The organism is Peribacillus sp. P4_B1 (genome assembly GCF_056402395.1).
Window position 1 is genome coordinate 1 of sequence record NZ_JBFUHM010000090.1, and the last position, 9,187, is coordinate 9,187.

A 9,187-nucleotide genomic window follows, 5' to 3' on the forward strand; every position below is an offset into this window, starting at 1 on the left:
ATTCATTTCCCACTGTTTTATATTTTAGGCTCTTTTCGTAAAGATTGTTGTTTTTAAAACGAAACTATTTAAGGTTGATTGGAGCGGAAGTGCGAGACTCCTGCGGGAGCAGCGGGACAGGTGAGGCGTTTACGCCGAGGAGGCTCACCGCCCGCACCAAGGAAAGCGAGCATCTGGAGGGGAAATCAACCACAACTCACTACCTGGTAAATAGCAACATAGTATGTGAAAACAGCCATATTTTAAAATGTTTTTAGATAAAGGGTCTAATTTTTATGGATATTTCAATATTATTTTCAAATCCTTCTTTCTTTTCCACTCAACAGTTTAATGCGATTTTCTAACAAATACTTGCTTATTCGCAGGATTTCATAATCTTTGTTTTAGGGATAATGATAGCTCGATTGTATAACGGCCTTTAGTAAGGCAGATTTTAGAAAGGACTTGGAAAAGTTCAATATACCTACTCTTATTATTCACGGTGACTCTGATGCAACTGTACCTTTTGAGTTAAGTGGAAAACGTACATTTGATTCCATTCCTGGTAGTAAGCTCGCTCTAATAAAGGGTGGTCCGCATGGATTAAACGCAACTCACCCCAAAAAGCTGCTAACATTTCTAAAAGGTTAATATAGAAGAAACTCGTCAAAAAAGGAGCCTTTGCCCAAAGTGACAAAGGCTTACTTTTATATTTATTTCCCATTTCCGGGCAGCCAGTCAAACTTGAATTAACCGGGGTGGGATTTCTATGGCCCTCTCAGGTCTAATGATTGTCCTTATTTCATCTGCTGATCGCCAAAAGGTGGATTTTTATTGCAGACTGGCCTTTCATTTTGGCCATCCTTCCATGGGGGCTGCACTTGCAGCAGCTGTCCTTGTTACAGGAGGCATCGCCTTCGTTTGGCTCAGGGCTCCGCACTTTGCAAGAGCTCTGGTCGGATTTCGAAATCAGCTCTTCCTGCCGGTAGCGAATCTGATCCGCGCCTGGCTGCTGCTTCTGGCAGATACCATCGGAAGAAACATACTTGAACCCAAAGGTATACCTGCGGGGATTATGATCGCTTTAATAGAGAAGTAGGAGAAAAAGCACAATTTTTGTAAAAGCTGAAGATGTCTTCAGCTTTTTTGTTTGCCTCATCTTCTTCAAATCTCTGGCGCAGCGCAGATTGGAACATAATATAAGCCCGAACTGCGATATATAACGATACATGCACTTACACAAATCCTACTTAAGCATGATTGACTTGGTTTTTTGATTTGATATAGTTTTAGGATGCTAAAGTGAGAAGATAAGATCAGACTAAAAAAAGAGCCTTCTGCGAAAGGGGGTGCCTCCTGTGAAAAGTATACAAAGCCGTTTATTGATCATGCTGCTGATTTTCATCGTTCTGCCCTATTTCCTGTCCGTTTTTTTCATCTACACTTATACAAAAAACAGTGTGGAGCAGTATGAACTTGAAAACAGCCGGGAGCAGCTTCAGAAGAATGCGGATGAACTGGAGCAGTATTTTGACGACATGATTGATTTTCCATATATTCTGTACCGCAACCCTGATCTGTTTCGGATTTTTAATAATGGCTTCGAAGACTCCATTTATTTCAGCCCTATGACCATGAAAAAGAGTCTCGAAACCTTTTATCTAATGAGAAAAGAATTCCGGCAAATCCGTTTCTATATTGCTAAAAACAATGAGTCATTTACTGTCTATAATGCAATGATCAGCACACACAGGTATCAGCCGAATTTTCTTAACCAGGACCCGATCAAACAGCTGTATACATCTGACTCACAATATTTGATTGAGCCGCCCCACACTCTTGAGAATTACAATAATGCAGCCATTGTTCCAAAATCGGACAAAACGATGGTGATGACTTTTCACCACAAAATTATAGACGTTCTTTCTAAAAAGTTTCTTGGGATGATTACAATCGACATTGATTTGGGCGAGTACGCCCGCATTTGCAATAACCTTGTCCAGGGAGACGAATCTTCTGTTTTGCTTATTGATTCAAAAGATCGCGTCATGTATGCAAACGATCGTGCCCTGATTGGAAAACCTCTTCCTACCGATGAAAAGCAACGTCTTGAGGGGAATAGGAGCCGGCATGATGACGATATTATCTTATCAAAGGAGTTATCAGGGTCACTGAACGGCTGGAAATTGATTAAGGTCATGTCGAGTCAGGCTTTATTTGAAGATGTCAGGAAAACCGCCTATACCAATATCCTTGTCGGCATCGGCGTAGGAATACTGGGTTTGCTGATGATATGCATTATCTCAAATAGGATTACCCGTCCCATTACGAGGCTGAGCAGCAAAGTCCGCTCCATTGAAGGCGGAAATATGAATGTCCCCTTTGATGATACCAAAAGCGATGAAATTGGCCATTTGGAGTCACACATGAAGGACATGATGAACCGGATCAATTCCCACATTGACCGAGAATATAAGCTTGAAATTGAAAACAGGAAGAACCAGTTCAGGGCGTTAAAATCACAGGTTAATCCTCATTTTTTGTTTAACGCTTTACAATCCATCGGCGCTGTTGCCCTCAGGTCGAATGCACCAAAGGTCTATCAATTGCTGACTTCGCTGTCCAAAATGATGCGCTACTCAATGCAGGCAGATCAATGGGTAAGGGTTCGGGATGAAGCTGAGTATACAAAAGCGTACCTCTCCCTTCAAACAGAGCGTTTTGGTGAAAATGTAAGTTACTCGGTCAATATCGATGAATCCATTTTGGACATGACAATTCCAAGTATGATTCTGCAGCCCCTAGCAGAGAATTACTTTAAACACACGTATGAGGAAGGTTACAGCAACGCTCATTTATCCATTAACGGGGAAAAACAAGGAAACGATCTGTGCTTTACTGTAGAGAATGATGGTCCGGGTCTGACGGAAGAAGAGCTTCAGACTCTACGGGAACATATCTATACACCCCCTTACGAAGGGACTTATTCGCATGAACATATAGGCCTGAAGAATATTCGTGACAGGCTGCTTCTAGGGTATGGACCAAGTGCAGAAATGAAAGTAGATTCTAATGACGGACAAGGGGTTTCCGTCAGCATGAGGATCCCGATAAAGACCGACCTTGGGAATGATAAAGACTTACTTCGGGAAAGGAGATGAACACGGTGAAAGCACTGATTGTCGATGATGAATTCAATGTGCGGGACGTCATACGCCATTTAGGCAAGTGGGAAACTTACGGCATCACCAAGCTATTGGAAGCGAAAAATGGCCATGAGGCAAAATCACTGATTGAGAAAGAACGCCCTGAGATTATCTTTACAGACGTGAAAATGCCCGGTATGGGCGGAATCGAACTGATTGAGTGGCTGGATTCCATCTCCTATCCGGGGAAAGTTATTTTCATTACTGGATATAACGATTATTCCTATATGCGGAAAGCCATTCAGCACAGCAGCTTTGATTACCTGCTGAAGCCGATTGAGTATGAGGCGTTCAATCATACTCTGGAAAAATCGGTACAAGCCTGGAAGGACGACTTTGAACATGCTGAAGTGCTGGAAGATGTGAAAAAACTGCGGAGAAACCAGTTAGCCACTGCGATATGTCTGGGGGACCGTTCAGATGCAATCAGCCTTGCCGAGTTTCTTCCTGAATCGGAGGGCTATAAGCTGACACTGCTCTCCTTTTACCAGATGCACAATCCGGATCTCTATATTCAAAAGCTTTCAGATGAACTTACGGACCGCAAATTAGGAAATGCGTTTTCTCTGCAGACGGATCTTAACCTCTGCCTTGTTATCACCATTCACGATCAATGGCTCTCCGTTGAGGAATGGATCAGCCAGGAGTTCGATATCCCTGTAAGGCTCGTAACTGAAGAGCAGGTCGAAACTTTATCGGATATCAGGACCTCGTTTCAGGCTCTGCAGAAAAAGCTCGAGGAACAAAACTTCCGATCCATCCACCGTCTGGATGAAATAGATGCCGCTCGCCGCATGGAAGACATGGTTTCCTATGTTGACATGTATTATATGGAGGATTTGAGTCTGGAAAAGCTGTCGAATGTTTTCTTCTTAAGCCGCGAGCATATCTCAAGAAAGTATAAGCAAGAAACCGGAATGACCCTGTCCAAATACATCACGGAGCTTAGAATCAGACAGGCAAAGTCGTGGCTGCAACAAAAAGACAAAAGCATTTACTCCATCTCGACCATGCTTGGCTATCAAGATGAAATCTACTTTTCAAAGCTATTTAAAAAGGTCGTCGGCATGACGCCTTTTGAGTTCAGGAATAAGAACGATCAACATGAATCTAAAGGGGTGACATGATGAAAAACAGGTTTTTATCCCTTTTGTTAATCGGAGCCGTCAGCCTGTCTCTTTCTGCTTGTCAGGACGAAGCCCCACCAGAAAAAACGGAAAAGACAGAGCGGAAAATCACGCTGGATTTAAGGAATCCGAAAGTGGAAATCTCCACTCAATTTGAAGAAATGACGCGTGCTTATGAACGGGAAAATCCTCACGTCAATATCAGGGTACATACTGTTGGTGGCGCAATGGATGACCTCGCCGACCTAAAAGCCGAAATGGCGACCGGCACTGGTCCGGATATCTTTACAAACAGCGGCTATGAAAATGCCAAGCTATGGCGGAACTATCTGGAGGATCTCTCAGGGGAGCCCTGGATTAATCAAGCATACAAAGAAGCCCTGACGCCGGTCACATTGGACGGGAAAATTTACGGAATGCCGGTTAACCTTGAAGGGTATGGCTTTATCTATAATAAGGATCTATTTAAACAAGCCGGCATTACTGAACAGCCCGCCACTCTTTCTGAACTGACAGCAGCTGCCGAAAAGCTGCAGAATGCAGGCATTACTCCCTTTGCAACAGGCTACTATGAAGACTGGGAATTGGGCGACCATCTAATGAATGTTGCTTTTGCCCAGCAAAAGGATACTGATGCTTTTATAAGAAATTTAAATAACGGAACGGAAAAAATCAGTACCAATCAAACATTCAAGGATCTCCTTGCACTGCTGGATCTCACCATAAAGTACGGAAATGATAATCCACTGTCAACGGACTATACAATGGAAGTGAATCTGTTTACCTCCGAAAAAGCAGCCATCATTCAGCAAGGCAACTGGATTCAGCCGATGATCGATCAAGCTTCGCCTGACATGAACCTTGGTTTTATGCCGATTCCGATTAATGACCGACCTTTAAAGGAAGCCCTTGTCGTCGGCGTTCCAAATTATTGGGCCGTAAATAAACAGTCCATTCCTGAAAAGAAAAAAGAAGCCAAGAAGTTTTTAAATTGGATGGTGATGTCAGAACAAGGAAAACGGTTCATGACGGAAGAATTCAAATTCATTCCTGCGTTTAAGAACATTAAAACTGATGATATAGGGCCGCTCGCAGAAGAAACTCTTCGAAATTACAAAGATGGAAACACCGTCCCATCTAACTGGTCTCACTTCCCTGTTGAAATTAGAGAGGAATTCGGAGCCGCGACTCAGCTCTATGTCGGGAAACAGCTGAACCGCCATCAGCTGCTCAATGAATATCAGAAGTCCTGGGAGAGGTTTTCGAAGGAATAGCCTCTTGCCGGGGCTTTTTTTGCCTTCCGCAATTGCGATATCAATATACGACTAAATTCCAATCAATATGTGGCATACCTCTCTTTTCAGGAATCGCCTATAATTCTATTGTACTAGCAAACACATAAAACGAGGAGGAAGACTTATGAACTTTAGCAGGCTTGCCAAACAGGCAACAGCAGGAATACTCAGTACTGGCATTCTATTAAGCGGTACTGTTACCCAATCATTTGCAGCTTCAAAGGATCCGGCAGATTACAAGGAAACGTACGATACTTCACAAATCACTCGATCAGCTATGAAAGATATGATTAATCAGCACGGTGATACTAGATATGCCGTTCCTAAGTTTGACGAATCCACAATTAAAAACATCCCTTCTGCCAAAAAAGTAACGAAATCAGGCGAAACCATTGATTTAGATGTGTGGGATACATGGCCATTGCAAAACGCTGACGGGACTGTTGCAGAGTACAAAGGATATCATATCGTTTTTGGATTAGCAGGCGATCCTAAAAACGCGAGCGATACGTTCATCTACATATTCTACAAAAAAGTGGGCGACAACTCCCTTGATGCTTGGAAGAATGCTGGAAGAGTATTTGATGACAATGATAAAAACGTTCCAAATGATCCTTACCTAAAAGAGCAAGCCGAAGAGTGGTCAGGTTCTGCAACCTTCACTGAGGACGGGGAAGTTCGCTTATTCTATACAAATCGTGAACCGTATATACCTGAGTCAGGAAATTATGGGAAACAAACCTTGACAACCGCTCAAGTAAACCTTTCAGAGCCAGATTCTGAAACATTAAAAGTGGATGGTGTTGAGGATTACAAATCCATCTATGAAGGCAAAGACAGCAAGTACTATCAAACTGTAGATAAATTTGTAGAGGACGGAAATTCCGCTGATAATCATACCTTCAGAGACCCTCACTATGTAGAAGACAACGGCCGCAAATACCTTGTATTTGAAGCAAATACGGGTACAGAATATGGCTACCAAGGCGAAGAATCGCTATACAATCGAGCTTATTATGGCAACAGCAATAATTTCTTCCAAGGTGAAAAAAACAAACTTATGCAAAGCCCTAAAAAAGAATTAGCTGAACTTGCAAACGGTGCAATTGGAATTATTGAAGTAAACGACGATTATACATTGAAAAAAGAAATGAAGCCATTGATTGTTTCAAATACGGTCACAGATGAAATCGAACGTCCAAACATCTTTAAAAAGGACGGCAAGTGGTATTTATTCACAAGTTCAAGAGGATCAAAAATGACCATTGATGGAATCGGTAATCAAGATATTTACATGTTAGGCTACACGTCAAATTCCTTAACTGGCCCATATAAGCCATTAAATAAAACGGGCATCGTCCTGCATCAGGATCTAGATCCATATGACATCACTTGGAACTATGCACACTATGCGATCCCGCAGGCTGACAGTGATAATGTTGTAGTGACTAGCTACATGACAAACAGAGGTTATTTTGAAGACAATAAATCTACCTTTGCCCCAAGCTTCCAGCTTAACATTAAAGGGGAAAAAACATCAGTAGTAAAAGACAGTATTCTTGAACAAGGCCAGATTACGGTTAAGTAATTACCAGTGAAAAGAAAAAGAAAAAGAAAATGTCAGGAAAACTTGGCATTTTCTTTTTTCTATTTTAAAAGAGGAAAGTGGTGAGTTTAAGTGAACAAAAAGAAATATAAGATGGTTGGATTATTCGTTCTTGGATTATGGATGGTTATTAGCACAGGAATTTTGATTCATTCATTTTATAAAACAAACGAAGCTAATCAGCCAAATAAGGTAGAAAAGCACTCTTACCGGGCTGCCTATCATTTTACTTCTCCTGATCATTGGAAAAACGATCCACAGAAGCCCGTTTACTATGAAGGAAATTATCATTATTTTTACCTCTATAATGGAGATTACCCGGATGGCAATGGTACAGAATGGCGACATGCCACCTCTAAAGATTTGATTCACTGGAATGATGAAGGAATTGCCATTCCAAAATATACGAATCAAAATGGGGATCCATGGACAGGGTCAGTCGTTATAGACACGGAAAATACAGCTGGGTTTGGAAAAGGGGCTTTTGTGGCGATCGCAACACAACCTTCTAAGGATGGCCAGAAACAAGAACAATTTCTATGGTACAGCACGGACAAAGGAAATACGTTTACCTCTTACAGTGACGAGCCTATTATGAAAAATCCAGGAACGAAGGATTTTAGAGATCCAAAAATCATCTGGGATAATACAAATCAAAAATGGGTCATGACCTTGGCCGAAGGATCGAAAATAGTTTTTTATGAGTCTAATAACCTGAAAGATTGGCGCTATACGAGCAGCTTTTCCACTAAGAACATTGGAGTTTTAGAGTGCCCTGACCTTTACCAGATCCGCGCTGATGACGGGACAGTAAAGTGGGTGCTGGGCGTCAGTGCAAACGGAAAAGCAGCAGGGAAACCCAACACCTATGCATACTGGACAGGAACGTTTAATGGAACGGAATTTCTTCTAGATAACCATGAACCCCAATGGCTAGACTACGGTTTCGATTGGTATGGCGGAGTATCGTTTGAAGATGGCAAGGCAAGTGACAAATTAGACAAACGCTATGCCCTCGCTTGGATGAATAACTGGGCCTACGCCAACAATACGCCGACATTAAAAGAAGGGTTTAACGGAATGGATTCGATCGTCCGTCAAATTGAACTAAAGCGTGAAGGAGAGAACAAGTATTATCTTTCTTCACAACCTTCAGAAGCATTAAAAGAATTGACAAGCTCAACGAATTCTTTTGATAAAATCGAAGTGGATGGCTCGGAAACACTTGATGTTAAAGGAGATGCCTATCAAATAGAGGCAGATCTCTCATGGTCGGATTTTAAGACTGCAGGATTTAGGCTCAGGGAGTCAGATGATCAAAAACGCCACGTTGACGTAGGCATTTCTGCAGAAGGAAATTACTCTTATGTCAATCGGGTATTCACAGATCAACCTGACGAAACGAATCAGCTGGTTGAAAGTACTGCACCATTTGATGTCAGTAAGAAGAAGGTTCATTTAAAGATTCTCGTCGATAAAACGAGTATTGAAGTTTTTGTGGATGATGGAAAGGTTGCTTATTCAAACTTAATATTCCCTCATGCTGAAGATAAAGGAATTACTCTCTTCTCCGAGGGCGGCAAAACGATCTTTAAGAATATGAAGGTTACACATTTTGATCCGATTAATTGAACCTCATCTTGGCAGATACCTTTCATATGAGTACACATACATTCTTTTATAAGAAATGACTCCTTCAAATATGTACATTTACTAAAAGGGGTACCACCACATCGCCATCAAGCTAAGCGCGCAAGAGATAATATTAAAGTGTGTTCTCTTTAATTTGCTAAGGTAACACTAAAAATGCTCATGACAAAAAAACCATCAAATAGTTTTTTTAAAAAAATATTAGGCAGCTTTAAGTTTTTGTGACAGACGTAGAAAAACTTTTGATAATTCTTTGGCGTCCTTTTATAATCCTTGATAAAACAATAAATAATGGTCTTTTATCATATAGATGGATTTATATTC

Annotated in this window: 6 protein-coding genes and 2 pseudogenes; all 8 read left to right on the forward strand. The window is 41.5% G+C overall.

Annotated features, from left to right (window positions below; genetic code table 11):
- Positions 1-47 precede the first annotated feature (47 nt).
- The 8 genes and pseudogenes from AC1DVK_RS25645 to AC1DVK_RS25680 all read left to right on the forward strand — a co-directional run bounded on the left by AC1DVK_RS25645 (position 48) and on the right by AC1DVK_RS25680 (position 8,845).
- A complete protein-coding gene (locus tag AC1DVK_RS25645) occupies positions 48-257 on the forward strand; it encodes a hypothetical protein (RefSeq protein WP_477627700.1) in 210 nt (69 codons plus the stop codon).
- A 142-nt stretch (positions 258-399) separates the two neighbouring features.
- Positions 400-630: pseudogene (locus tag AC1DVK_RS25650) on the forward strand (alpha/beta fold hydrolase); the annotation flags it as partial.
- An 80-nt stretch (positions 631-710) separates the two neighbouring features.
- Positions 711-1,078, forward strand: a pseudogene (locus AC1DVK_RS25655) (iron chelate uptake ABC transporter family permease subunit); the annotation flags it as partial.
- 259 nt (positions 1,079-1,337) lie between these two features.
- The gene (locus tag AC1DVK_RS25660) at positions 1,338-3,140 is read left to right on the forward strand and encodes a cache domain-containing sensor histidine kinase (RefSeq protein ID WP_477627701.1); all 1,803 of its coding nucleotides are present in this window, start codon (positions 1,338-1,340) and stop codon (positions 3,138-3,140) included.
- Between the two features lie 5 nt (positions 3,141-3,145).
- Positions 3,146-4,312 carry a response regulator gene (locus tag AC1DVK_RS25665; protein WP_477627702.1) on the forward strand — a complete coding sequence of 389 codons (1,167 nt, stop codon included), beginning with the start codon at positions 3,146-3,148 and terminating at the stop codon, positions 4,310-4,312.
- Positions 4,312-5,586: an ABC transporter substrate-binding protein gene (locus AC1DVK_RS25670; RefSeq protein ID WP_477627703.1), complete on the forward strand. Its 1,275-nt coding sequence runs from the start codon at positions 4,312-4,314 to the stop codon at positions 5,584-5,586. Before AC1DVK_RS25665 ends, AC1DVK_RS25670 begins: the two co-directional genes overlap by 1 nt.
- Positions 5,587-5,731: 145 nt before the next feature.
- Positions 5,732-7,195, forward strand: a complete 1,464-nt coding sequence (locus AC1DVK_RS25675) for a glycoside hydrolase family 68 protein (protein ID WP_089365038.1) — start codon at positions 5,732-5,734, stop codon at positions 7,193-7,195.
- 141 nt (positions 7,196-7,336) lie between these two features.
- Positions 7,337-8,845 carry a glycoside hydrolase family 32 protein gene (locus AC1DVK_RS25680; RefSeq protein ID WP_477627704.1) on the forward strand — a complete coding sequence of 503 codons (1,509 nt, stop codon included), beginning with the start codon at positions 7,337-7,339 and terminating at the stop codon, positions 8,843-8,845.
- The last annotated feature ends 342 nt before the right edge of the window (positions 8,846-9,187 follow it).